General features: G+C 66.2%; 20 protein-coding genes. 8 read left to right on the plus strand and 12 right to left on the minus strand.

What is annotated here, in order from left to right:
* Nucleotides 1-10: 10 nt before the first annotated feature.
* Together IVB01_RS31795 and IVB01_RS31800 are read right to left on the minus strand one after the other, a co-directional pair.
* Complete coding sequence (locus IVB01_RS31795) at nucleotides 11-1,951, minus strand: glycosyltransferase (protein ID WP_247279583.1); 1,941 nt, start codon at nucleotides 1,949-1,951, stop codon at nucleotides 11-13.
* Complete coding sequence (locus tag IVB01_RS31800) at nucleotides 1,948-3,294, minus strand: HlyD family secretion protein (protein WP_247495171.1); 1,347 nt, start codon at nucleotides 3,292-3,294, stop codon at nucleotides 1,948-1,950. The genes IVB01_RS31795 and IVB01_RS31800 overlap by 4 nt, the downstream gene beginning before the upstream one ends.
* A 285-nt stretch (nucleotides 3,295-3,579) precedes the next feature.
* Here IVB01_RS31800 and htpX point away from each other — a divergent pair, with 285 nt between their 5' ends.
* Complete coding sequence (gene htpX / locus IVB01_RS31805; protein WP_247279585.1) at nucleotides 3,580-4,515, plus strand: zinc metalloprotease HtpX; 936 nt, start codon at nucleotides 3,580-3,582, stop codon at nucleotides 4,513-4,515.
* Nucleotides 4,516-4,654: 139 nt separating this feature from the next.
* Nucleotides 4,655-5,296: a tetratricopeptide repeat protein gene (locus IVB01_RS31810; RefSeq protein ID WP_247415682.1), complete on the plus strand. Its 642-nt coding sequence runs from the start codon at nucleotides 4,655-4,657 to the stop codon at nucleotides 5,294-5,296.
* Between the two features lie 5 nt (nucleotides 5,297-5,301).
* Here IVB01_RS31810 and IVB01_RS31815 read toward each other — a convergent pair whose 3' ends face one another.
* Both IVB01_RS31815 and IVB01_RS31820 read right to left on the minus strand, forming a co-directional pair.
* Nucleotides 5,302-5,655 carry a hypothetical protein gene (locus tag IVB01_RS31815; protein WP_247495172.1) on the minus strand — a complete coding sequence of 118 codons (354 nt, stop codon included), beginning with the start codon at nucleotides 5,653-5,655 and terminating at the stop codon, nucleotides 5,302-5,304.
* 173 nt (nucleotides 5,656-5,828) lie between these two features.
* On the minus strand, nucleotides 5,829-6,635 hold the full coding sequence (locus IVB01_RS31820; protein ID WP_247495173.1) for a hypothetical protein: 807 nt from the start codon (nucleotides 6,633-6,635) through the stop codon (nucleotides 5,829-5,831).
* Between the two features lie 227 nt (nucleotides 6,636-6,862).
* Here IVB01_RS31820 and IVB01_RS31825 point away from each other — a divergent pair, with 227 nt between their 5' ends.
* Nucleotides 6,863-7,156, plus strand: coding sequence for an antibiotic biosynthesis monooxygenase (locus IVB01_RS31825; RefSeq protein WP_247279589.1), 294 nt, complete (start codon nucleotides 6,863-6,865; stop codon nucleotides 7,154-7,156).
* A 119-nt stretch (nucleotides 7,157-7,275) separates the two neighbouring features.
* Here IVB01_RS31825 and IVB01_RS31830 read toward each other — a convergent pair whose 3' ends face one another.
* Nucleotides 7,276-8,739: a short-chain fatty acyl-CoA regulator family protein gene (locus IVB01_RS31830; RefSeq protein WP_247279590.1), complete on the minus strand. Its 1,464-nt coding sequence runs from the start codon at nucleotides 8,737-8,739 to the stop codon at nucleotides 7,276-7,278.
* A gap of 223 nt (nucleotides 8,740-8,962) precedes the next feature.
* On the opposite strand from IVB01_RS31830, the gene IVB01_RS31835 reads away from it, so the two are divergent.
* The 3 genes from IVB01_RS31835 (at nucleotide 8,963) to IVB01_RS31845 (ending at nucleotide 11,581) form a co-directional block, all read left to right on the plus strand.
* Nucleotides 8,963-10,594, plus strand: coding sequence for an isocitrate lyase (locus tag IVB01_RS31835; protein WP_247279591.1), 1,632 nt, complete (start codon nucleotides 8,963-8,965; stop codon nucleotides 10,592-10,594).
* A 29-nt stretch (nucleotides 10,595-10,623) separates the two neighbouring features.
* Entirely contained in the window at nucleotides 10,624-10,833 is a 210-nt protein-coding gene (locus IVB01_RS31840) for a hypothetical protein (protein WP_247279592.1), read from the plus strand.
* Between the two features lie 196 nt (nucleotides 10,834-11,029).
* Nucleotides 11,030-11,581, plus strand: a complete 552-nt coding sequence (locus tag IVB01_RS31845) for a hypothetical protein (RefSeq protein ID WP_247279593.1) — start codon at nucleotides 11,030-11,032, stop codon at nucleotides 11,579-11,581.
* A 146-nt stretch (nucleotides 11,582-11,727) separates the two neighbouring features.
* On the opposite strand, the gene IVB01_RS31850 is transcribed toward IVB01_RS31845, so the two are convergent.
* The gene (locus tag IVB01_RS31850; protein ID WP_247279594.1) at nucleotides 11,728-12,612 is read right to left on the minus strand and encodes a metallophosphoesterase; all 885 of its coding nucleotides are present in this window, start codon (nucleotides 12,610-12,612) and stop codon (nucleotides 11,728-11,730) included.
* Nucleotides 12,613-12,704: 92 nt separating this feature from the next.
* Between IVB01_RS31850 and IVB01_RS31855 the strand changes: the two genes are divergently transcribed.
* Together IVB01_RS31855 and IVB01_RS31860 are read left to right on the plus strand one after the other, a co-directional pair.
* Nucleotides 12,705-13,196 (plus strand): NUDIX domain-containing protein, encoded by a 492-nt coding sequence (locus IVB01_RS31855; RefSeq protein WP_247279595.1) that lies wholly within the window; start codon nucleotides 12,705-12,707, stop codon nucleotides 13,194-13,196.
* 149 nt (nucleotides 13,197-13,345) lie between these two features.
* Nucleotides 13,346-13,861 (plus strand): N-acetyltransferase, encoded by a 516-nt coding sequence (locus tag IVB01_RS31860; protein ID WP_247495174.1) that lies wholly within the window; start codon nucleotides 13,346-13,348, stop codon nucleotides 13,859-13,861.
* A 117-nt stretch (nucleotides 13,862-13,978) separates the two neighbouring features.
* On the opposite strand, the gene IVB01_RS31865 is transcribed toward IVB01_RS31860, so the two are convergent.
* From IVB01_RS31865 to IVB01_RS31890, 6 genes are all read right to left on the minus strand, one after another.
* Entirely contained in the window at nucleotides 13,979-16,345 is a 2,367-nt protein-coding gene (locus tag IVB01_RS31865) for a TonB-dependent receptor (protein ID WP_247279597.1), read from the minus strand.
* A 151-nt stretch (nucleotides 16,346-16,496) separates the two neighbouring features.
* Entirely contained in the window at nucleotides 16,497-16,913 is a 417-nt protein-coding gene (locus tag IVB01_RS31870) for a DUF2946 family protein (protein WP_247279598.1), read from the minus strand.
* A 256-nt stretch (nucleotides 16,914-17,169) separates the two neighbouring features.
* Nucleotides 17,170-19,233: a hypothetical protein gene (locus IVB01_RS31875; RefSeq protein WP_247450112.1), complete on the minus strand. Its 2,064-nt coding sequence runs from the start codon at nucleotides 19,231-19,233 to the stop codon at nucleotides 17,170-17,172.
* Between the two features lie 7 nt (nucleotides 19,234-19,240).
* Nucleotides 19,241-22,054: a DUF4159 domain-containing protein gene (locus IVB01_RS31880; protein WP_247279600.1), complete on the minus strand. Its 2,814-nt coding sequence runs from the start codon at nucleotides 22,052-22,054 to the stop codon at nucleotides 19,241-19,243.
* Entirely contained in the window at nucleotides 22,051-22,995 is a 945-nt protein-coding gene (locus IVB01_RS31885) for a DUF58 domain-containing protein (protein ID WP_247279601.1), read from the minus strand. Before IVB01_RS31885 ends, IVB01_RS31880 begins: the two co-directional genes overlap by 4 nt.
* Nucleotides 22,995-23,993 carry a MoxR family ATPase gene (locus IVB01_RS31890; RefSeq protein WP_247279602.1) on the minus strand — a complete coding sequence of 333 codons (999 nt, stop codon included), beginning with the start codon at nucleotides 23,991-23,993 and terminating at the stop codon, nucleotides 22,995-22,997. The genes IVB01_RS31885 and IVB01_RS31890 overlap by 1 nt, the downstream gene beginning before the upstream one ends.
* Nucleotides 23,994-24,159 lie beyond the last annotated feature (166 nt).

The following is a 24,159-nucleotide window of genomic DNA, read 5'->3' on the forward strand; positions in this document are numbered from 1 at the left end:
CGCACGAGGCCTAGCCGAACAGCCGCAGCAGCAGCGCCTTGCCGACCGGCAGCGCCCTCACGCCCCGATAGGCCCGAACATATTCGCCGGCATAGAACGCCCTGATCGCATGCACGCGCGTATCCATGCCTTCCTCGAAGCGCACGGCGAATCCATCCGCAGTCCATCGCACCACGATCGCCGCGATCGAGCGGCCATAGATCCGGCATTCGATCGTGCTTCCGGGCGCCGGCCGATCGGGATCGATCAGTCGGGCGCCGGTGATGGAGATGTCGGCGAGCCGCGCGAGATGCGACCGGCCATCCTGGCGCAGCAGGACCGGTTCATTGCGATTGAACCGCTCCGCCTTGCGCTTGCGCGGCTGCTCGATGCAGACGAAGCAGACCACGGTGAGAATGAGCGCGTTGTAAAGGCTCCAGGCCAGCGCCAGTCCGCCATAAGCGATGTTCTCGCCGCGAAGGTGCAGGATGAAGGCATAGGCGATGGCCGAGAGCGTGATGAGAAGGGCGGTGCCATAGAGCCGCAGCAGCGGCCATTCGACGAATCGTCTGTCGCGGTCGCCGCCTTTCGCGGTGACCTTGAATTTGTGACCTTTCGGCTTCAACAGGCCGGCCGCAACCGCCTTGAGCACGGCGGGCGCGGCGATGAGCTGCGAGACGTCCGTCATCATGGCGAGCGAACGGCCGCGCGACAGCCAGGCCATGCTGAGACCATTCCAGACATAGAACGGCAGGAAGACGCGCAATAATTCGGTGAGATCGGCCCGGACCGCCTTGATTCCGAACAGCAGGAACAGCCAGGGCACCACGAGGCCGGCCACCTTCGATGGGTAGACCGCGGCCCAGCTCATGAAGGCGTCGATCAGCGAGAGCCGATCGATCAAGGGCAGCCTTGAGTCCCGCGAGAGTGGTCCGCTGCGGCCGCGCACGATCTGCATCAAGCCGAGACACCAGCGGGCGCGCTGGGTGATGTATTCCTTCAGGCCTTCCGGCGCGAGCCCGATCGTCAGGCGCTCGTTGAGATAGATCGTGTTGAGGCCGCGTTCCTTCAGGCGCAGGGTGACGAGGTAGTCTTCGGTCACCGAGTCAGTCGGAAACCCGCCGATCTGCACCAGTCCGGTATAGCGAATGAGGGATGAGGTGCCGCAGCAAAACGCGACCCCCCAGGCGTCTTTCGCCGGCAGCAGGATGTCGAAGAAGAAGCGTTGCTCGTCGGGCCAGACGTCAGTCGCGGCAAGGTTGGTCTGGATCGGGTCGGGATTGATGAAGTGCTGCGGCGTCTGCACCACGCCGACCGAAGCATCGTCCATGAGCGAGATGGTGCGCGCGAGGAAGTCGGGCCGCGGCACGAAGTCCGCGTCGAGGATGGCCACGAAGTCGGGCCGCTCCGGCAGCGCGCCGACATGCCTGAGCGCATGGTTGATGTTGCCGGCCTTGGCGTGGTGGTTGTCGGGCCGCGTGAGATAATGGCAGCCGAGCTCGCGCGAAAGGCGCCCCAGCCAGGGCCGTCGGCCATCGTCGAGCACCCAGACGCGGTAGTTGCCGTACGCCATGCCGGTCGCGCCGATGATCGTGCGCTCGAGGATCGATCGTTCCTCGTTGTAGGTGCAGATGAAGACGTCGATCAACGGCGCGCGCGGGTCGGTGGCACGGCCATCGATCCTCGCCGCGCCCGTGCGATCGAGCGTCCGGCTCAGGAACAGCAGGGACAACGCGACTGCGACCAGCGAGGCCGCCTCCAGCAGCATGAAGGGATAGCCGATCACCGCATCAACAGTCAGATGCGGCGGCGGGAGCGTCGCCGTGACCCGCCAATAGAGATAGCGCAGCAGCAACGCCACCGACATGACGGCCAGCAGCGAGCGAGCCATCGTGCTGTCGCGCCTGAGCAGCGGCACGATCGCCATGAAGGCGCCGAGCGCAATCAGGCCAGGCGTCAGCGCCGTCGTCACGGCGTGGTCTCATGCCGGGCGAACACGACGCGGCCGGTGCGCCCCACGGTGCAAGCGCGGGCCGCAGCGTCGCGTGATGCCACGGTCACGCGATAGGGCTCCTTGCTCAGCGCATCCGGATTGATCGCGAGATTGGCGGGCGCGCCGGCGGCGCCGGCCAGATTGATCACGGTGCCGGAGATCGGCTCGCCGCCGTCATTCGGCTCGAAGGTGGCGCGGTCGCCGAGCTGCAGGTGGTTGTAGACGTTTTCGGTGACGTTGGCAGTGATGACGGCGCCGCTGCAATCGAGCACCTTGAGCAGGGGCTGGCCGGCCTGCACGTCCTCGCCCGGCGAGGTCATCATCTCCCAGACCCGCCCTGTGACCGGTGTCGTGATGTTGGCCTCTGAGAGATCCGCGAAGCGGACCTCTTCGACGATGAGCTCGTTGGCGAGCCAGGAGATCTCGGTGTCGATTCGTGCGAGGTCGGCTTCGAGGTCGCTGGCGCGCTGGCGCATCTCTTCCTCGCGCTGCACCGAGCTTGGCCGGTCGTTGTAGCTGTCGCCGAGGAACGAGCCGTTCTGTGCCGCGGCGAGCTCCACCTTGGTGGCGTCCAGCCGCTTGCGCGCACCGAGTTCGGTCTGCTGTGACACCGAGAGCTCGCGCGTCAGACGCGCCAGCTCGACGGTCGAAACGTTGCCGGATTTCGCTAGCGAGGAGGCGCGGTCGACGGCGGCGCTGGCCTCGTCGCGCCGCGCGGCGGCCGCCTCGATCGAGGTCTGGATCTCCGCAATGCGCGCCTCGAGCTGGAGCACGCGTCCGTCGCGGAATTGCGTCGCCTGCCGCGCAAGATCCTTTTGTGCGGCCTGGGCCGAGGCAAGCTTGGCAGCAAGGCTCGGCCGCTCGTTTTCAAGGCGCGATTTCTGCCGCCGGAGATCGTCGAGCCGGGTGCGATCGCTGCGCGAATTCACGACGCGCAGGACCACGGTTCCCGCGTCGAGCTTGGTCTGGTCGGTGATGCGCTGCGCAGCTGCCACACGGCCGCCGATCGGCGTACGCAAGGTGACGAGCCGGGAATTCAGCACCGCCTCGACGCTCGAATTCTCCCAGATCGCGCGTAGCGGCAGCCAGCCGAACACTGCGATGATGGCGAGCCCGATGGCAATCTTGGCCCCGCGCCGCAGATGGGGCCAGCGCGGCGGCGGTTCCGGCGCCGTTTGCGCATCGGGCGCGTGGCCGGGCTCGTCATTGGCGAACATCTGCTCGTACAGCGCCTCCTGCAAGCCCTTCGCGTCAGTCTTGCTCTCGTGAGGGGAGGGAGTGGATGCGGGGTCGACGGAAGCGGCGCGTGAGCGGTCCATCATGGCGGTCACCTTGCTGACGGGATGCCAACGGAACCGGTCAATGCACAAGAACCGTGCGCCGTGCCCGGTGAGCGCGGATTAAGCCAATGCTGCGCTTTCCAGGTTGCTAAGCGCCCACGTGTGTTTTTGCGTAAATCTCCGTCAAGGTTTAGGGGCGGGGGAAAGGCTGGCCGCACTGCCATCGATCTGCGGCCGGGCGACGCACGAACCTTGCGGTCACAGGCAGCATTCATACCTCGTTGGAGCCGGCCAGAGGCTCGCCCGCGGCCGCGCCAGGAGACGGCCATGAACTATCTTCGTACCGCAATGCTGCTCGCAGGCCTCACTGCCCTGTTCATGGGCGTGGGGTATCTGATCGGCGGTGCCTCGGGCGCCATGATCGCGCTCGTCATTGCCGCCGCGACCAATCTCTTCACCTACTGGAACTCTGACCGCATGGTGCTCTCGATGTACGGCGCCCATGAGGTCGACCGTGCCAGCGCGCCGGAGTTGGTCGGCCTCGTCGCCGAGCTTGCGGGCCGCGCCGGCCTGCCGATGCCGCGCGTGTTCCTGATGGACGAGGCTCAGCCCAACGCGTTCGCGACCGGCCGCAACCCGGAGAACGCCGCGGTGGCCGTCACCACCGGCCTGGTGAACCAGCTCAGCCGCGAGGAGCTCGCCGGCGTGATCGCGCACGAGCTGGCGCATATCAAACATCACGACACGCTTCTGATGACGATCACCGCGACGATCGCCGGCGCGATCTCTATGCTGGCGCAGTTTGGCATGTTTTTCGGCGGCAATCGCGACAACAACAACGGTCTGGGCATCGTCGGCTCGATCCTGATGATGATCCTTGCCCCGCTCGGCGCCATGCTGGTGCAGATGGCGATCAGCCGCACCCGCGAATATGCCGCCGACAATCTCGGTGCGCGCATCGTGGGACAGCCGATGTGGCTGGCGTCCGCGTTGGTGAAGATCGAGGGCGCCGCGCATCAGGTGCCGAACTTCGAGGCGGAGCGGAATCCCGCGACCGCGCACATGTTCATCATCAATCCGCTGTCGGGCCACGGCGTCGACAATCTGTTCGCCACGCATCCCTCGACCCAGAACCGCATCGCGGCGCTTCAACAGCTCGCGGCCGAACTCGGCGCGCGGTCAGCGCCGTCGCTCGGCGCTAACGAGAACTATCCGCCGCGAAGCCCGTGGGGCCGCTCCTCTTCGCGCGGTCCTTGGGGCTGATGCGGCACACCGGCTGGAAATTGCGCTCTGTTTTGTGACCTGGCGCACACAGGATCCCCGGCGCCGGTGTTAACATCCCGGCGAGACCACTTCTTCGAAAGGGGATGCGTGACCGGCCCTCTGCCGGTCACCGTCGAAGATGACCAGAGCTGCCGTACCATTGCTGATCGTCCTTTGCGTGCTTATTGGGCTGTCCACGCACATGGTCGTCAATTGCGGCGACGAGGACGATCCCGACATCTGCTCGGCCGTGATCGGCTTCTCGCCGCTGCGCGGCTCGCTGATCGCGTTCGCCTATGAGGGGCGCGGACGGATCGCGCTGCGCCATGGCGACTTCAGGCGGGCGATCGCCGATTTCGATGAGGCCATCCATCTCAATCCCAACCGCGCCTCACTCTATCGAGACCGCGCGCTGGCGCGCCGGCAGAACGGTGATCTGGAGCTTGCGATTGCGGATTATGACGAGGCGATCGCGCATGACCCCAAGCTCGCCGCGCCCTATCACCAGCGCGGTCTCGCGCTCGCCGCCAAAGGCGATCTCGACCGCGCCATCCTGAGCTACAACACGGCGGTCCGCCTCGACCCCTCGGACGCGCAGGCCCGCCTCGACCGCGGCTTTGCATTCCTCGCCCGCGGCCAGACCGACGACGCACGGGCCGATTTCGAGGCCGCGCTGGCGCTGCCGCCCGGCAAGGACGGCCGCACCCATGAGGCGGCACGTGCCAAGCTCGCCGAACTCGCCAGCGCCGAGCCGACTCGGCTCGCCGCGCCGAGAAGGTGAGCTGATTACTTCGCCTTCTTGGCTTTGGCCTTCTTCGCCTTCGCAGCCTTCTTCACCGGCTTCTCCTTCGCCGTCTTCTCCACCTTTGCCGCGGCCGGCGTGCTGGCGGCGAGGCGCATGGCGCGGGCGTAGCTGTCGGCGACGTTGTCCGCGGACATCTGGAGGCGCTTGGCGGCGGCGGTGGCCTGCTCCAGGGTGGCCTTGGCCATCATCTTGAAGCGGTCGCTGGTCTCCTTGCCCTTGGCCTTGGCGGCAAGGCCCTTGAAGCGATCCCGCCGCTGCTTGGCGCGGGTCATCAGGCCCGTATGCAGTTGTCTGGCCAGTTGCCGGATCACGACATCCAGGTCGGCGTCCGCCATGTTGTTCTATCCCCTTCGAAAACAATATCGATGCGGGCGGGACTATGCAGATCGGCCCCCACCTTGGCAATTCCCGCTGAGCCGCCATCCGCAGCTTCCGGTTTACAAAACAAAAAAGCCGCGCATTTTGCGCGGCTCTGATGTCATCTGGCGCAGGAAGCGCGACGTCAGCCTCACTTCAGCGAGGCGACCGGACCGCTTGGGGCTGCAGGGTCGGGGTCGAAGCCGAACACGCCGACCAGGTATTTGTAATAGTCCGGCAACTTTTCCTTGAGCGCCTCGCGAGACTTCGGATCGTGGAATTCGCTCTTGCCGGCCAGGAAGATGCTCGCGGTCACGGCAAAGAACTCCATGGGATTCTTCATCGCATAGGATTCCCTGGGCAGCAGGTCCTTGGACTTGGCCAGGACGTAATAGGCGATCACGCCCTTGTTGGCGTAGCCGTCCGGCAACAGCCGCGCGTGGTAGGCATGCAGGAGCTCGTGCAGCAGCACAGCGTCCTTCTCGTAACGCATCATGTCGGGCCGCAGCATGATCACGCCGAGCCCCGAATCGACCGCGAGATCGACCGCATTCGGATTGGTCCAGCGCTGCTTGTCCGGATCCCAGACCGTCAGCGTCCGGGGAGCGCTGCGCTGGATGTCCGGTGTGACCCTGCCGTAGCAGGCGGTCGCGGCACCTTCGTCGAGGCAGGCCAGCTCGCTCGCGACGATCGGAACGGTGTGGAAGAAGCGCAGCACGCGCGGCGACAGGCCGACGCCTTCGACCACGTCGATCTGGCTCTTCAGATTGCTGGTGAGCTTGTCGACATCCTTGCGGTCGCGATTCTCGGACAAATCGAACATGTAGCCGCGGTAGCTCTGGAAGCCCGGCGGCAGCGGCTGCGCTGCGTCAGTCGACGCATCGAGCGATCCGGCAATGGATGGATTGGCGAAGAGCGCGCCGACGATGGTTGCGGTCAGCAGCAACGCAATGCGCATGATGAACCCCCTGATCTCACCTCGCCCGGCAGGATAAGCCACCGTTGTTCGCGAAACGTGAGTGGGGCAAGACTAAGGCACCGATGTTGAGGCGTGCTTAATCCTTGGTTGCAGATCGCGGCGTCGGATTAGGGCGAGGTTAACCAAGCGTGGATCGGCGGCGCGCTTCGGCGTAACATCCACTCCGGGCACCAGGCCCTTACATCAGTAGCCGGAAGGAGGATGTCATGTATGCCGCCATCCGTCAGGCCAAGGCGAAAAGCGGGAGCGCTGAAGAGCTGGCGCGCCGCATCAAGGACGGCGCCGTCCCGATCATCAGCGACGTCGATGGTTTCCGCGCTTATTACGTCGTCTATGCCGGCGACGACACGGTGACCGCGATCTCGATCTTCGACAAGTTCGAACAGGCGGAGGAGGCGAACCGGCGCGCGATCGCCTGGATCGAGAAGGATCTGGCTCCGCTGCTCGCGGGACATGCGAGCGCTGCGGCCGGGCCGGTGATCGTGCATACGCTGGCGTAGGCGGCGGGGCGCGTTAGAGCTCTATCTTCAACTGGCATGCCCCGCCTTCGCGGGCGACGACAGGAGGACGTGGCGCGCGCCATTGGCCAAATGCACCCTGCGCCCCACTGCTCCCGGCTTCACAATTCCCGTGCATTCGAGAAGGCGAAACTCGACACCCGCCGCGTCGTCTCATCCAGGATCAGGGTGCGCGTGATCGGCGGCTCGGCACGCTGGGCGCAGTTTTCGCGCTCACAGAGACGGCAGTTGACGCCGATCGGCGTGCCCTCGGTCTTCTCCAGGTCGATGCCCGCAGCGTAGGTCAGGCGCGCGGCGTGACGGATCTCGCAGCCGAGGCCGATGGCGAAACGCGGTTGCGGCAGCGGGTGCGGCGCGACGGGGCGGCGCACCATCTGCGCGATCGAGAAATAGCGCGTGCCATCGGGAAGCTCGATCACCTGCTTGAGCAGGCGGTCCGGCGTGTCGAAGGTCGAGTGCACGTTCCACAAGGGGCAGGTGCCGCCGAATTTGGAGAACGGGAACGTGCCGGAGGAGAAGCGCTTCGAGACGTTGCCGGCATTGTCGACGCGCAAGAGAAAGAACGGAATGCCGCGCGCGTTGGGCCGCTGCAGAGTGGTGAGGCGGTGGCAGACCTGCTCGAAACCGGAATTGAAGCGCTGCGCCAGCACCTGGATGTCGTAATTGAGCGCCTCGGCCGCGGCGAGGAACGCCGGGTAGGGCATCATGACGGCGGCTGCAAAATAATTGCCGAGCGTGATGCGGAACAGCCGCCGCGGCGCGTCGTCGAGCGGGCCGGATCGGCCGATGATAGTCTCGAAATGCTGCGCGCATTCACCTAAGCCGAGCTGGAAGGCGAGCTGGAACGCACGGCCGGGCGGGTCGACCAGCTCGGAGATCAGGAGCTGACGGCGATGGCGATCGAACCGCCGCAGCGTCTCGCGCATCACGTCGACGGGCATGATGCGGGTCTGGATCGAATGCTTTTCGCGCAAGCGCGCGGCCAGCGCCGCGTAGAGCCCTTCGGCCGGCACGTTCAGCTCATCGCGAAGGTTTTCCGCGGCCTGCTCCAGCTCCGGGAAATAGTTGCGATTGGCCTCGATCAGTTCGCGTACGCGCTCGACCGGATTGGCCTCATAACGCGTGCCGACGTCGCGGTCGGCCATTTGCGCGGCCGCCAGCGTCTCGCCCTGGCGCGCTTCGGTATAGGCGGCATAGAGCCGTTGCAGCGCATGAGTCACGCCGGGGCAAAGCTCGGCGAGGTCGCGCAGCTCCTGCTTGGGCACGTCGATCTGGCGGAACAAGGGATCGGAGAAGATTTCGTTGAGCTCGGCGAAGAAGCGGTCCTCATCGGCAGTGGCGAGGTCGCGCAGGTCGAGGTCATAGGTCTCGGCCAGCCGCAGCAGGATCTGCGCGGTCACCGGGCGCTGGTTGCGCTCGATCAGGTTGACATAGCTCGGCGAGATCGAGAGCCCCTCGGCGATCTGGGTCTGCGACAGCCCCAATTGCTGCCGGATCCTCCGAAAGCGCGGGCCGACGAACAGTTTCTTCCCGGAGAACAGTTTCTTCCCGGAATCGACGGGCATTTCTCAGGACTCCGTAGGCATCAAGGACAGTCTTGATGACCTATAATTTACAAAATTTACAAAGTAACATGTATTACATGTTCTTATGTTACATGACATCACCAATAAGAAACAAGCCATCTATACGAAGTTTCTGTTTTCGCGTTTAGCTCCTGACACGCATTTCGCAATGCATTGTCAAGAATGTCGATGGCTCGCCATCGACCGCGAAAGGATCAGGCACATGAACTATCAGCCCCGCGGCATCAGCACCCTCCTGCGCCCGGCTTCGTATCAGAGCGAGATCGAGGCGGCTCAGGCGCTCCTTGAGACCCAGCCGACCTGGAACGGGGTGAAGGCCGAGGCCGTCGCACGCATGCGCCTGCAGAACCGTTTCAAGACCGGCCTCGATATCGCCCGCTACACCGCCGCGCTGATGCGGGCCGACATGGCCGCCTATGACGGCGACCCCACCAAGTACACCCAGTCGCTCGGCTGCTGGCACGGCTTCATCGCGCAGCAGAAGCTGATCTCGGTCAAGAAGCACTTTGGCAAGACCGATCGCACCTACCTGTATTTGTCGGGCTGGATGATCGCCGCGCTGCGCTCCGAGTTCGGCCCGCTGCCCGACCAGTCGATGCACGAGAAGACCTCGGTGCCCGCCCTGATCGAGGAGCTCTACACTTTCCTGCGCCAGGCCGACTCGCGCGAGCTCAACGATATCTTCCGCGCGCTCGACAAGGCCCGCAAGGAAGGCGACAAGGTCAGGGAGAAGGAGCTGATCGAGAAGATCGACAACTTCCAGACCCATGTCGTGCCCGTCATCGCCGACATCGACGCCGGCTTCGGCAATGCGGAGGCGACCTATCTGCTTGCCAAGAAGATGATCGAAGCGGGCGCCTGCGCGCTCCAGATCGAGAACCAGGTCTCCGACGAGAAGCAGTGCGGCCACCAGGACGGCAAGGTCACCGTGCCGCATGACGTCTTCCTCGCGAAGATCCGCGCCTGCCGCCACGCCTTCCTCGAGCTCGGCGTCGAAGACGGCGTCGTCGTGACCCGCACCGACTCGCTCGGCGCCGGCTTGACGCAGCAGATCGCCGTCAGCCACAGGCCCGGCGACATCGGCGACCAGTACAACAGCTTCCTGGATTGCGAGGAAGTGACGGCGGAGAACGCCAGGAACGGCGACGTCATCATCAACCGCAACGGCAAGATGATGCGTCCGAAGCGGCTGCCCTCCAACCTCTACCAGTTCCGCCCGGGCACCGGCGAAGACCGCTGCGTACTGGACTGTATCACCTCGCTTCAGAACGGCGCCGACCTGCTCTGGATCGAGACCGAGAAGCCGCATATCGAGCAGATCGCCAAGATGGTCGACCGCATCCGCAAGGTGGTTCCGAACGCGAAGCTGGCCTACAACAACTCGCCGTCGTTCAACTGGACCCTCAACTTCCGTTGGCAGGTCTACGATGCGATGAAGGAAGCCGGCAAGGACGTCAGCCAGTACAACCGTGCCGAGCTGATGAAGGCGGAATATGACGACACGCCGCTGGCGAAGGAAGCCGACGAGCGCATCCGCACCTTCCAGGCGGATTCGGCCAAGCGTGCCGGCATCTTCCACCATCTGATCACGTTGCCGACCTATCACACGGCGGCGCTGTCGACCGACAATCTGGCGCGGGAATACTTCGGCGAGCAGGGCATGCTCGGCTACGTCAAGAACGTCCAGCGCGCCGAGATCCGTCAGGGCATCGCCTGCGTGAAGCATCAGAACATGGCCGGCTCCGATATCGGCGACGACCACAAGGAGTACTTCGCCGGCGAAGCTGCCCTGAAGGCGGGCGGCGCCCACAACACGATGAACCAGTTCGGCTAACGCATCACGCACTTCGACAGGAGACTGACATGACCAAAGGCAGCAATTTCTGGGTGATCGGCGGCGAGTTCGGTTCGATGAACTTCCACAAGCTCGTGGAAGGCTCGGCTCAGGTCAAAGGTCCGTTCAAGACCCGCAAGGAAGCCGAAGACTGCTGGCGCGAGGTGTCGGAAGAGAGCCGCTACAAGGCCGGCGTCCGCTTCTCCATCGTGGAGGAGCCTTCGCGGGTCTCGGCCTAAGGATTCCGGCTGCCGATCTAACTAAGAAGACGTCCAAGGACGGATGGTCCCATCCAGGCCTTAGCCTGGGTGGGATCGTCTGTTTTTGGCACAGGTGAAACGTCTGTGGGCGCCGTAAGTATCTGGAATTGTGGACCCTTTGCGGGCGCTGTGGTTGCTGATAGGTTAATTCCCGTGTTTGAGGACGAGGCCGACAATGTCAGAGCCCGAAACCAGCGGGATTCATCCCAGCCAGCCGCGCCCGGTGCGGCTGCGCGATGCACTGTTGCGCGCCCGGATCGAGGCCGCCGACCGGACCGGCGTGGTCGTCGACCTCAGAGATGCCGAGGTGGCCCGGCTGGAGATCCTCAACGACGCGCTCGATCCTCTGTTCGCGCAGGTGCCGGAGCAGATCGAGCTGTTCGACCGTGGCATCAGCCAGGGCGATACGCCGAGGCTCTGGATCGACGTCGTCGCCCACATCTTGATGGGGCGTGACAAGCGGATGTACCGCTTCGTCCAGGACACCCGCTTCGGCCGCATCGTGCTCGCCGAATCGCACGACACCGCCGTTATCGTCGAGGCCGTCACCGACTATGTCGCGCGCCGCATGATCGAGCGCGAGCGCGCGATGGTGGTGCCGCCCGAGCCGAAGCCCGCCGCCGCGCCGCCGCGCCGCTCGCGCGTGTGGCCGTTCCTGTTCGGCTTCATCCTCGGCGCCGCGGCGCTGTTCGGCCTCGCTGTGCTGGCCGCCTTGCGGAGCTGGTGAGGCTCTCTCCGTCGTCATTCCCGGGCATGCGAAGCATGAGCGCCGGAATCTACCGGGCCACAGCGCATGCGGGTGAATGGATTCTCTGATGCGCAATTGCGCATCAGAGCTCGCCTGCCGCGCGCCCCCGGAAAATGACGATGGCCTCAAATCAACCGCGCATGCTTGATCTGCCCGATCTGAAATCCAGCGCCCAGGCTCCGCACCGTCTGCTCGCAGCGCCAGCCGGAATTGTCCTTTTCGATTGTGAACAGGTTATACGCCGCCGCCGGGTAACGTCCGTGCGCGAGCGCCGAGGCGGAAGGCACGCCGAGTGCGGGAATGTTGCCGTTCGGGCCCTCGAACCACATCGTCGAATGAATGTGGTCGTGCCCGTGCAGAATCAGCTCGACGCCATGCCGTTTCAACAGTGCCAGCAGCTCGGCCGCGTCCGTCATCCGCTTCTGGCGCGCGACGGATCTCAGCGGATGGTGCACCAGCAGCACGCGGAAGACGTCTTCCGCCGCGAGCCGCTCGAGCACCTCTGCGAGGGCCGCGAGCTGATCGCGCCCGAGCGTGCCCGTCGCCATCAGCGGCAGGGTCGGCACCGCCGTGGACAGGCTGATCAGCGCGAGCGGCCCGCGCCGGCGCACGGCGGGGAAGGCTGCGGTATCGGGCGTATCCGCGGCGATGTAGTGCAGGAACGTCTCGCCGAAGCGATGGCGCGTCGCGCTGACATAGGCGTCGTGATTGCCGGGAATCGCGGTGACGCGGTCGGGCGGACCGACGCTTTCGAGCCAGGCCAGGGCCGGCGCGAACTCGGCTTCCAGCGCGAGGTTGACGAGATCGCCCGTCACGGCGATGTGGTCGGGCGCCTGGGCCTTCATATCGGCGACCAGCGCGTCGAGCACCTCGCGGCGCTGGTATTTGTGCCGGTTGCGCGTCCAGTTGATGTAGCCGAGCGCGCGCTTGCCCGCGAGCTCGATCAGCCGCGGCTTCGGCAGTGGCGGCAGATGCGGGTCGGACAGATGGGCGAGCGTGAAGGGGGCCATGGCGCGCGATTGCCTCGCTATTGCTCCGCTGTAATGGCAAGGTCGCAGCCAGCGCGCAAGCGCGGCTCGAAACGGGGCGTCAAGAAGGCCTGATGCGAGAACGTCTGAACAGCATTCGACGACAATGCGAGCCGCTGCTGCGGCGTCTCTTCCATGCCTATTTCCTGCTGGTCCGCGGCATGACGCTCGGCGTCCGCGCCGTGGTGCTGGACGCCGAGAATCGGGTGTTTCTGGTCAGGCACAGCTACGTCACCGGATGGTACCTGCCCGGCGGCGGCGTCGACTTCGGCGAGACCATGGCGCAGGCGCTGCGGCGCGAACTCAAGGAGGAGGGCGACATTGATCTCACCGGGGACGCCATGCTGCACGGCATCTTCCTCAACAGCCACGTCTCCCGCCGCGACCACGTCGCCGTCTACGTCGTCAGGCAGTTCAGCCAGGACCGCCTGCCCGGACCGAACCGCGAGATCGTCGAATGCGGGTTCTTCGCGATCACGGCGCTGCCCGAGGGGACCACGCCCGGCACACGGCTGCGGATCGCCGAAGTGCTGGACGGCAAGCCGCTGATTGCGACGTGGCGATGAGGGCGGCCCGTGCTGGTGCGTGAGGGTTGTCGTTCAACAGTGCAAACCGGCGAATCAGAACACCTCTCCCGTCGGCGCTGAAAAAGGAACTGAGCATCTTTGCTGCCCGATGGACCGCGCTGCGTTCAGGTGCTATCCCGCGCGCTGACATGAGCGATCTCTCACTCGCCATCCTTCCCGAGGCCGCCGGCGACGCTCAGGCGATCGAACGGCTGCACGAACGCACCTTCGGCCCCGGCCGCTTCGTGCTCAGCGCCTACCGCATCCGCGAGCATGTCGACCATCTGCTCGAATTGTCCTTCACCGCGCGCGTTGGGACGCTGCTGGTCGGCTCGGTCAGGCAGTTGCCGATCCTGATCGGCGACACGCCGGCGCTGCTGCTGGGGCCGCTCACCGTGGAGCCGCCGTTCCGCGACCGCGGCATCGGCCGTCTCCTGATGGAGCGCGCGCTGAAGGACGCCAAGGAAAAAGGCCACGCCATCGTGCTCCTGGTCGGCGACGAAGCCTATTACAGCCGCGTCGGCTTCAAGCCGGTCGCAAAGGGCCGCGTCACCATGCCGGGTCCGGTTGACCCCGCCCGCATTCTGGTGTTCGAGCTCGTCGACGGCGCTTTCGAAGGCGTATCCGGGCGGGTTGCGCCGGACTGGAGCAAGGCGCGCGGGTAGGTGCTACGACGCTGTGAATGGGAAGCGCAGCGGCAGTGCCCATACTCTGTCATTGCGACGGCGTGAACCAGCCGGGCGAGGCCAGCCGGGGCCGCTGTGGGCCCCGACTGTATGAGCTTAGAACTTGAAGTTCGCGAATGCCCGCACGCCAATGCCGGGCATCAGCACCTCGTCCTTGGTGTAGGAAACCGAGTTGCGGATGTTCTCGTTGAGGAGATTGTTGCCGACGATGCCGGCCATCATTTCGCGCGCGCCGAACCAGTTGCGGTCGAGCTTGGTCTTGTAGCTGACCTCGGCTTTCAGCAAATTGTAGCCCGCTGTCGGCGTCTCCGCGATCACCGCGACGTTGTTCTGCGCGAAGGCGTGCAGCAGGTTGACGCGCATCAGCCAGTTGTCGTCGCGCCAGAATACGCCGCCGCCCATTCTGAGCGGCGGAATCCGCGGCACGTTGGTGCCGTCGCTGAAGGTGGCGCGGACGAAGTCGAGCTGGTTCTCGATGCCCCAGATGCCGCCCTGGAAGGCGCCGACGTCGAGCTGCGACTGGAATTCGCCACCGCGGAAATTGGCATTGCGTTGCGAATAGACCGCCTGGTTCAGCTCGCCATCTGGTCCCCCGCAGGACGCAAAGTCGTCATCGCAGGACACGCCGGTGAGGCGGCGATAGATGAAATTGTCGAAATGCGTGTAGTAGACCGTCGCCTCGAACCGGAACGGCCCCGTCGCCCTGCGCACGCCGACCTCGATCGATTTCGCGGTCTCGATGGTGAGGTTCGGATTACCGATGTCGAACGTCGCGGTCGCGTCATGGCCGCCGCGTGAAAACAGCTCGGCAGCCTTCGGCGCGCGCTCGACATATTGCGCGGTGAGGCTGCCGACCATGCCACCCGGCAGGTCCTGCAGCAGACCGATGCTGCCGCTCTTCGGCGTGAAGGACGGATTGCGCGCGATCGCCGTCTGCGGCGTGCCGTCGGGCAGGTAATCGGCGGGGAAATCAGGCGTCGTGCCGTGCAGCTCGACATGCTCGATGCGACCGGCGATCTGTGCCCGCGTCGCCTCCGTGAACTTGAACTCGTTGAAGGCGTAACCAGCAACGCGCGTGCTGTTGTTCGGGTCCCACAGGCCGTTGAACAGCGTGCCGGGATTGTCGGGGCTCGGCGCACTCAATTCCTGATGTCCGACCTGGAAGCCGAGCGCCGTCGTCACCTCGGCGAAGCGGGCATTGAACGGCATCAGCTGCACCTCGGTGCGGATCTCCTGCTCCTTGTTGGTGAAGGTCTGGCGCACGCCGTCGCTGTTGGGGTTGCCGGGATCGGCAAGGCCGATCTCGTTGTGCCGGTAGTCGGTCGCGCCGGCCCAGAAGCGGACCGCGTCGATCGCGGCCGCGTCGGGGTGGTACTCGCCTTTGACGTTGATCTTGGTCTGATGTGCGTCGATCCGCGTGTTGTGGTCGGCGCCGTCGATGCCGGGGATGTGGTAGAGCGAGTCGTTCTGCGTGATCGATGCGCCGATATAGCCGCCCTGGAAGAAGTAGGAGCCGCCGATCGAGGCGCCGTCCGAGCGCGTCGCCGAGTTGGGCTGACGGCCGTTCACCGGGCGCGACTGGTCGGTCAGATAGGGATAGCTCGGGATATAGTAGTCGGAGGTCGTGCGGCCATAGGCGTCGGCATGGAATGCAAAATTGCCGCCGCCCGTGTCGAGCAGCACGCCGCTCTCGACGCCGCGATCGACCGAGCTGAACGCGGTGCGCGTCTCGGCGGTGACGCAAGGAGCGGTCGCGGCGCTCGCGAGCGGGGCCTTGGCCGGCATGCCATAGCTCTGGAATGAGGGCGCGCACGCAGGCATCGCGTCCGGAATCCGGTTGTTGGTGGCGCTGACGACGCCGCCGATCGAGGTCGAGCCGTAGCGCAGCGCCGCCGGCCCGCGCACCACTTCGATCTGGTTGGTGGCGAGCGGATCGACCGGGACGAAATGGTCCTCACCGAGATCGGAGGCGCCGCCGGCATTGGTGCCGTTCTCGACGATGCCGACGCGGTTGACATCGAGACCCCTGATGATCGGCCGGCTGGAGGCGCCGGGTGCGAAGCTCGAGCCGGTGATGCCGGGCTTGGAGAACAGGAGATCGCCGAGCTGGCCGCCGCCCTCGCGGCGGATCTCCTCGTTCGGCACCACGGTGACGGTAGCGAACTGGTTGGTCACAACAGGCAGCACGCCCTGCTGCGGCGCGGCGGGCGCGGACGCCGCGGGCGTCGCTTCCGCCGTTTGTTGGCGGCTGCGCACTCGCGCGGTCCGCGTGCCGCGGCCTGCGGTGCGGGAAGGCACCACCGCTCTGCGCACGATCGGGCTCGGCGCCGTCACGGTGACGGCGGGAATCTCGGTCGACGACTTGTCCTCGGCCGACTGGGCCAAGGCTGGTGTGGCGGCGGCCCCGAGCAGGAGCAGGCTTGCTCCGCCAAGACGCTGCGCGCGTCGCGATTGAAATGACATGGTCCTGATTCCACTCAGGCGCCGTCCGCATGATTGTATTGTCTGCTGATCGGAGGCGGCCTGCCGTCGCGGTGCGACGGAATTCGACTTCAACTTCTCCCCAGGCATTCGCCGACATTTAGCGAGGCTGGGCGTGATCAAGCGTTGGAGGTCAGGACGCGGGAGGGGCGCGGGGCTGGAATGCCGTGCCGGCGGATTTCAGATGGATGAATTCGGCGCCGGTGGTGCGGTGGAGCAGTTCGATCGCTTGCGGCAGCAGCAGCACGGGCGACGTCGCGAACACAATTGTGCCCGCCATCGCGACGACGGCGCAGATCGCGCAATTGTCCTCGCCCGGATGCTCGCGGTCGGGACCGGCCGGCGATTGCGTCTGGACTGCGGCGCGGCCCATCGCAGCAGCGCCCTTGGCGCTGTCCTTGGCGCCGTCGGTCTGCTGGAGCGAGGATTGGGCGAGGGGCGCGGCCCGCGCGAACCAGTGGCTGTGGCCGAACGTCAGCGCGAACTGCACCAGCATCGCGAACAACGCGAGCCGGGCAGCATGCCTCACATTCGACCGAAACCATTTCATCCGAAAACGCCCCACACCGCGCGGCCAATCCCCTGCCATCGCGGCGTTACAATGTAACATCGCCCGATCGGACGGTGGATGTCAACGCCGGCCGGATCGGCGCACGCAGGGCCGCGAGCCGATGTGTCGTTCCGGCAACTAGAGTGGGATGGAATTTTAGTTGAACTGCGCGCCCAGAACTCGAAGCACCTCTCCCCGCGGGGGAGAGGTGAACCCCGAACACCAACCGAGCCTAATTTTTTCGCGCTCCAGGAGATCAGCGCCCTTCGCGGACCCAGGTCGCGGCGAAGGCGCCGAGCAGCAGCAGCAGGCCGATCACCCCGGCGAAGATCGGCAGCACACCGACGCCTTTGACGACGCTGGCGTCGCGCATCCGCACGCCCATCCAATTGTCGCCGTGGAAGACGCTCGCAGAGCGCACCGGCAGGATGCGCGGCAGCTCGACGCTGGTGCCGTCGACCACGCGCACGGCGTTGCCGCCGGTCGCCTGCGTGAGCGGCTTCAGGGTTTCGGCGGTGGAGGTGACTTCCGAAAACTCCTTCGGATTGGTCGGGCCGACATTGATCAGCGCCTTCAGCGTGCCGTCGGTGGCCTGCCACAGGCCGAGCTCGTTCGCGGGCAGGCTGGCGCGCCACTCGCCGGGATCGCCAGGGCTGAGCGTCAGGTCGTGCGACACGCCCGACGGCGAGGTTACGTTCACCGGCTGGACGCTGTCTGACATGGTCTGGCGCACCACGACGAGATCCTTGCCCTGCACCTGAAGGCGCAGCGCTTCTTCGTCGAGATCCGGCTGCTTCATCAGCCAGTGCGACATCCGCCTGAGCAGGTCGAGATGCGGGCCGCCGCCCTCATAGCCGCGCGCCCACAGCCAGATGTGATCGGACAGCAGCAGCGCGACGCGGCCCTCGCCGAAACGCGACAGGAACAACAGCGGCTTGCCATCGACGCCGGTCATGACCGGCGGGTTGATCGCATTGCGGGTGTCGACGGTGCGGAAGAATCGGCTCCAGCGTGGCGGCTCGCTGGCGGAGCCCTCCAGCCCGCGTGTGACCGGATGGCGTTTGCCGATGTCAGACAGGTGCGCATAGAACGGCTTTTCCGTCACGCCGACCGGCTCGGCCGGCAGCACCGAATCCAGCGGCGTGCGCCAGATGCTGGTGTTGGAGGCGTAGTCAGGGCCGGCCGAGACCAGCACCGCGCCGCCCGAGCGGACATAACGTGCGATGTTGTCGAAATAGGCGATCGGCAGCACGCCCTGGCGAGCGTAGCGGTCGAAGATGATCAACTGGAATTCGTTGATCTTCTGCTGGAACAGCTCGCGGGTCGGAAACGCGATCAGCGACAATTCGTTGATCGGCGTGCCGTCCTGCTTCTCCGGTGGACGCAGGATGGTGAAATGCACGAGATCGACGCTGGCGTCGGACTTGAGCAGATTGCGCCAGGTGCGTTCGCCGGAATGCGGCTCGCCCGAGACCAAGAGCACGCGCAGCTTGTCGCGTACGCCGTCGATGGCGACAACCGCGCGGTTGTTCACCGGCGTCAGTTCGCGTTCGAGGGGCGAAGCCTCGATCTCGACGATGTTCGGGCCGGCATGCTTGATGTCGACGTCGACGCTTGCGGCCTGGCCGCTCGATAGCGTGCGCTCGTTGATGACCTCGCCGTCTCTGCGGACCGTGACCTTGGCGCGCTCGCCGGTGACGCCCTGGTCGTCGAGGCGGTAGCTGATGGTCTGGGTCTGCCCGACGATGCCGAAGCGCGGCGCCGCCGTGATTGCGATGCGGCGGTCGCGCTCGTCCTTCTGCCCGGTCACCAGCGCATGCACCGGCGCCTGGAAGCCGAGCGCGGTTGCGTTCGCCGGAATGTCATGGACCCGGCCGTCGGTGATCAGGAACGCGCCGGCGACGCGGTCGACCGGCACGTCCGACAAGGCCGAGGCGAGGGCGCCGAACAGTTTCGTGCCGTCGGTCTCGCCGTCGGCCTGTCCGGCATCGACGACGCGGACTTCGAGGCCCTTGATCTTCTTCAGGCTGTCGACCAGCGCCTCCTGCGCCTGCGCGGCCTCGCGATTGCGGTTGCCGAAATTCTGGCTCGGACTCTTGTCAACGACAACCGCGGCGACCGAGGTGAGGGGATCGCGATCCTCCCGGGTGAAGGAGGGATTGGCGAGCGCCAGCAGGAACAGCGCCAACGCGGCGACGCGCACGGCCGCCCCCCGCGCGCGCGCCAGCAGCAGCACCAGCGCGACCACGACGATCGCGGCCAGGGCGAGCCAGAGAACGATCGCGGGAACGAGCGGCGTGAACGCGATGCCGTAATTCATATCGATCCTATTGCCCCAGCCGTTCGATCAGCGCCGGTGCGTGCACCTGGTCGGCCTTGTAGTTGCCGGTCAGGGTGTACATCACGATGTTGGCGCCGGCGCGGTAGGCGAATTCGCGCTGGCGGGTGTCGCCGCCAGTCACTGGCAGCATGGCCTGGCCGTCGGGCCGCACCGCCCAGGCACCGGCAAGGTCGTTCGAGGTGATGATGATCGGCGAGACGCCGTCGCCGCCGCGCGCCGGACGCTGCGCGCTGTCCTCGTCCTCATCGCGCGGCAGGGTCTCGACCCAGGTCTGGCCGGTGACGAAGCGGCCGGGGAAGTCGCGCAGCAGGTAGAAGGTCTTGGTCAGCACGTGCTCGCGCGGCACCGGCTCGAGCTCGGGCACGTCGAGCGAGGACAGGATCTCGCGCAGCGTCTGCATGGCCGGGGTCTGCGCGGCACCGTTCGCGCCGGGCGGTGCTTCGATCGCATCGCGGGTGTCGAACAGCACGGTGCCGCCCTGCTTCATGTAGGCGTCGATCTTGTTGATGGCATCCTGCGGCGGCTTGGGCGCACCGGGCACGATCGGCCAGTAGATCAGCGGAAAGAAGGCGAGCTCGTCGCGCGCGGGATTGACGCCGACGGGATCGCCGGCCTCAAGCGCAGTGCGCTGCGCCAGGAACAGCGTCAGCCCGTTCATCCCCGCCTTGACGATGGAATCGACGTCGGCATTGCCTGTCACGACATAGGCGAGGCGGGTCTGCGACACCGCCTTCATCGCGAACTCGTCCGTGATGCCGTCGGCGCGCGAGGGCGCCGGCGAGAGCGACGCGAGGCCTGCAAGCACGATACCGAGCACGATCATCGCTGGCGCGGCGCGGCGGCGCAGCAGCGCGGCGATGCCGCCGCCGAGCAGAGCGACGATGACCGCGTCGATCAGGAACAGCGCAAGCGCCGTCGACAGCAGCCAGCCGCGCAAATCGCGCGGCTCGGCGTTGGTGTAGGTGGCGTGCCGGGCGCGCAGGCTCGCGGTGTTCAGGGCGGCGATACGGTCGGAGGCGGCAAGCGTGTTCACGGCGAGCGGTCCTTCGGCCGGACCATAGAAGCCCGGCGGATGATCGGGTGTGGCGCGGTCGCGATAATCCGCGGGCAGCGGTTTTGCGGTGGCCGGCGGCGGGCCGAAGGCGCCGAAGCCGTCGAGGATGTGCAGCGGCGCCACCGTCTCGGCGGTGGTCTCGGCTGCGACCCCGGCGCCGGGCTTGGCGGTGTAGCCGGACATGTCGACGACACGCCGCAGCATTTCGACGAAAGTGCCTGACATCGGCAGATCCGACCAGCGCATGTCGGCGCTGACGTGGAACAGGCTGACGAGGCCCTTGCCGCGATGCTCGCCGGTCACCAGCGGCGTGCCGTCCTCCAGCGAAGCCCAGCTCTTGGTGGCGAGCACCGCGTCGGGCTCGGCTAACACCTGGCGGCTCACGGTGACGTCCTTGGGGACCACGACGCCAGCAAACGGCCCGTCGGCGGCGAAGGAGGCGAGATGCTGCGGCTTCTCCCAGGTCAGGGTGCCGCCGAGCGTGCGGCCGCCCTTGCGCAGCTTGACCGGCACGAGATCGTCTTCGGCCTGCGCCAGGCGGGGGCCCGCGAACCGCACCAGCACGCCGCCCTGGTCGATCCAGGCGTTGAGGCGCTCCCGCAGCTCGGGCGCGATGGTGCCGACATCGGCCAGGATGATCATCGGCAGCTTCTGGTCGAGGAATTGGGTGATGCCCTGCTGCGGCGAGCCCCTGTCGGCGAGCCGCACGTCTGCGAACGGCGCCAGCGCGCGGGTGAGGTAGAAGGTCGGCGCCAGCAGCGGCTGCGCGGTTTCGCTGGTCGAACCCGAGACGATGCCGATGGCGCGGCGGCGCCAGCGCTTGTCGAGCAGCTGCACTGCGCCGGCGGAGCGCTCGCCGGATATTTCGAGCCGCGTGATGTCGTTGCGCAGCTCGACCGGCAGATCGAACGCTGCGTCGGTTTCCTTGTCCTGCGGGCCGAACGAATAACGGGCTTCTCCGATCGGCGAGGCCTTCTGGTCCAGCGCGCGCACGGTGCCGACGGCAATGCCACTGTCGGTGCGCAGCACCTTCACGGTCATCCTGGCAGCGGCGTTCTCGGCCGCGACCAGCGCCAGCGGCGCAGAGGTACCGCCTTCGAACACAGTCAGGTTGCGATCGCCGACAGTCTTGCCGAGGCCGGCCACGAATTCTTCGCCGCGGCCGGTGTCGACGCCGTCAGACAACCACGCGACCTCGCAGTCGCCGGTCGTTTTCAGGAAACGGTCGATTGCCGCCAGGGTCTCGACGCGATCGATCGAATAAGGCTTCGGGGCGAGCTGGCGCAGCGCCACGCGCGCCGCACCCGCCGGCATCAGGGTGATGTCGCGGTTCGGCTCCGACAGCGGCACCAGCGCGATAGCGCGGCGATCGTTGTCGGCGTTGGCGATCAGCTCATCGGCGGCCCTGATCCTGATGTCCCAGTGCGACGCCGCGCTCCAGCCATCGTCGAACATGATCATCAGCGGCGCCTTGCTGCCGGCGGCGCCCGTTTGCGGATTCCAGATCGGGCCGGCGGCGGCGAAAATGACGAGCGCCGCAGCTAGGAGCCGCAACGCAGTCAGCCACCATGGCGTCCGCGAGGGCGTCTCTTCGCGCGGCGCGATGTCGAACAACAGCCGCGTCGGCGGAAATTCGATCCGCCGCGGCCGCGGCGGCATCACCCGCAGCAGCCACCACAGCACGGGCAGGCTGACGAGGCCGATCAGGAGCAGCGGTTCGGTGAAGGCGAGCGGCAATCCTATCATGCGGCCGGCCCCGCCTTGATCGTCGCGATGCGGGCGCCCGACTTGCTCACCTGCATGCCGGCATGCAGGAACAGCAGCAGTTCGGCGGCCGAGCGGTCGGTCGCGTGCGTGGTGAACAGCCAGTCGAGCTTGTTGGTCTCGGCGCGGATCTGGTCGCGGTGCAGCGCGAGCCGCGCGGTGTAATCCTGTGCCCAGCTCTCGGCGCGGCCGGCGGTGATCACGCCGAAGCCTTCCGGCTCGACGAACTCGACGCGGCCGGAGTACGGAAACGACTCTTCGGCGGGATCGACGATCTGCACCAGGGTGCCATGCGCGCCGGAGCCGGACAGCCCTGTGAGCGTCGTCCTGATCTCGGAGATCGGAGACCAGAAATCCGACAGCACGATCGTCTCGGCGAGCGCCGACGGCACGAAGGACGGCGGCAGGCTGAGGCGTTCGGCGTCGTCATGCAGCATCGCTTGCGCCATCTTGTCGATCACGCTGCGGCTCGCGGTCGGCGCCATCAGTCCGGGAATGCCGACGCGTTCGCCGCCGGAGACGAGCAGCTCGGCCAGGGCGAAGGCGACGATCAGCGTGCGTTCGAGCTTGGACTCGCGCGCGGTCTTCGACGCGAAGGCCATCGAGGGCGAGCGGTCGGGCCAGATCCAAACCGTGTGCGCGGCTTCCCATTCCTGCTCGCGGACGTAAAGATGGTCGTCACGCGCCGAGCGGCGCCAGTCGACGTTCTGCGACGGCTCGCCCGAGACGAAGCGGCGGTATTGCCAGAAGCTTTCGCCGGAGCCGGCACGCCGTCGGCCGTGCAGGCCGTGGATGACGTTGGCGGCGATACGGCGGGCCTCGAGCACCAGGCGCGGCAGCGAAGCGGCGAGCGTACGGCTTTCGCCATCGGCACGTCGGATCGCGATGATCTCCCTCGCTGTGTGCCCGTTCTCTGCCGCCATCAACCAATCCGTGTCTTCAATTGCCGGATCACGTCCGGAATCGTGCGGCCTTCGGCGCGCGCCTGGAAGGTCAGCGCCATGCGGTGCTTCAGCACGGGCTCGGCGAGGTCGAGCACGTCATCGATCGAAGGCGCGAGACGGCCGTCGATCAGCGCACGCGCGCGCACGGCCAGCATCAGCGATTGGCTGGCGCGCGGGCCGGGGCCCCAGGCGATGAACTTGCCGGCTTCGCCGCTCTCCACGCCCGGACGGGCCGAACGCACCAGCGACAGGATCGCCTCCACCACAGAATCGCCGACCGGCAGGCGCCGGATCAGCCGCTGCGCGACGATCAGCGCATCGGCGCTCATCGAGCCCCTGGCCAGCGTCTCCTCGGCGCCGGTGGTCTCGAACAGGATGCGGCGCTCGGCATCGCGATCGGGATAGTCGACGTCGATCTCCATCAGGAAGCGGTCGAGCTGCGCCTCGGGCAGCGGATAGGTGCCTTCCTGCTCCAGCGGGTTTTGCGTGGCGAGCACGTGGAAGGGCTTGGGCAGGTCATGGCGCGCACCCGCAACCGTGATGTGCTGCTCCTGCATCGCCTGCAGCAGCGCCGACTGCGTGCGCGGGCTGGCGCGGTTGATCTCGTCGGCCATCAGCAGCTGCGCGAACACCGGACCCGCAATAAAGCGGAAGGCCCGCTTGCCCGCGGTGCTCTCATCTAACACCTCGGCGCCGAGAATGTCCGACGGCATCAAATCGGGCGTGAACTGGATGCGCTTGGCGTCCAGGCCCAGCGTGACGCCGAGCGTCTCGACCAGCTTGGTCTTGGCGAGACCGGGCACGCCGATCAGCAGCGCATGACCGCCGGAGAGGATCGTAACCAGCGTGTTCTCGATCACGCGATCCTGGCCGAAGATGACCGACGCGATCGCCTCCTTCGCCGCGCGAATCTGGCTAGATACCTGCTCGGCCGAACGGACGATTCCGTCTTCGAGTTTCTCGACACTTTCCGCCATTCGCTCGCTCCTTCAGCCTGTCACGCGGCTTGCCTGCGTCGTCACCTCGGCACATCGCGTCAGGTCATCACGCCGGATCATGGGCCTATGCTAGACTTGCAGGAAGGCCATGTATTCGTTGAATTAACCTATCCCCACCTTATCGGCTTCGGGTTATGTACGGCAT

Origin of the sequence: Bradyrhizobium sp. 164, assembly GCF_023073715.1 — a bacterium.
In the GTDB taxonomy this organism is placed as follows: domain Bacteria; phylum Pseudomonadota; class Alphaproteobacteria; order Rhizobiales; family Xanthobacteraceae; genus Bradyrhizobium.